The organism is Amycolatopsis rhizosphaerae (genome assembly GCF_007713715.1).
Classification (GTDB): Bacteria; Actinomycetota; Actinomycetes; order Mycobacteriales; family Pseudonocardiaceae; genus Amycolatopsis_E; species Amycolatopsis_E rhizosphaerae.
Genome location: NZ_VJWX01000873.1, coordinates 1 through 1,168 on the forward strand (window position 1 = coordinate 1; position 1,168 = coordinate 1,168).

1 protein-coding gene is annotated in these 1,168 nt (G+C 70.7%); it reads left to right on the top strand.

Annotation, left to right across the window (positions count from 1 at the left end; all coding sequences use genetic code 11):
- Positions 1-1,081 (top strand): acyltransferase family protein (locus tag FNH05_RS37555; RefSeq protein WP_144593565.1); only part of this gene is annotated, 1,081 nt, incomplete at its 5' end.
- Positions 1,082-1,168: the final 87 nt, after the last annotated feature.

Genomic DNA, 1,168 nt, shown 5'->3' on the forward strand with positions numbered 1-1,168 from the left:
TTCCCTTGCCCTGGACGGGCTGCGGGGACTCGCGGTGCTGGCCGTGGTCGCCTTCCACACCGGGGTGCTGCCGTTCGGCTGGCTCGGGGTGCCGGTCTTCTTCGTGCTCAGTGGACACTTCATCACCCGGATCCTGCTCGAACGCCGTACCGGCGACCGGGCGGCCGATCTGGGGAACTTCCTGCGCAACCGGGCTTTGCGGCTGGCGCCGCTGTACCTGCTCGCGTGCGCGGTGCTGACGGGACTGGCGCTTTCCGGGCACGGACCGCGGCACCTCGCGGTCGATCTGCCGTTCCTGTGGACCTGGACCTACGACCTCCGCCCGCTGACGCCGGGCTACGTGGACAACAACCTGTACGACCACCTGTGGTCGCTGGGCGTCGAGGTGCAGCTGTACCTGTTGTGGGCCGCGCTGGCCCTGCTGCTGACTCGGCGATGGTTCGTGCGGACGGTCGTCGCGCTCGCGGTCGGCGGACCGGTGATCCGGGTGCTGGCGGGCCTGGTGCTGGCCGCGGACGGGTTCGGGCACGACCAGCTGGTGCTTGCCACCTACGAACTGCCCACCACGTACCTCGACGCGTTCGCCATCGGAGCGCTGACCGCGCTGCCGGAAGTACGGGCGCGACTAGGACGGCCCGTACGGCTGCTGTGGGCGACCGGCGGGCTCACGGCGGTCGTCTGCGTGGCGGAGCTGATCGGGGTCCTGCGGCGCCAGGGGCCGATCACCGCCAATCTGCACTTCCCGATCGCGTTTCCCCGGCAGCTGGCCTGGGTGTGGGGGTACTCGCTGATCGCCGTGCTCACCGGAGCCGTCGTGCTGTGGGCGCTCGACGGGTCGCGGTCGCTGTCGTGGCGGCCGCTGACCTGGGTCGGGCTGGTCTCCTACGGCGTCTACGTCGGGCACCGGCCGGTGCTGGAGCTGGGCAAGCGGCTCCTGCCCGGCGAGCCGGGCATGGTGCTGTTGCTGGGGCTGGCCGTGGCGGTGGTCCTGGCCAGCGTGGCACTCGCCGCGATCAGCTACCGCTGGATCGAGCGGCCCTTCATCACCCGCAAACGCCACGCGCTCACACCGGCCGGCTAAACGCCCTGGACGGGACTGGGGGCGAGCCGTGAAGGGCCCCTTCACGGTCGAATCGACTGTGAAGGGGCCCTTCACAGTCGATTCGAC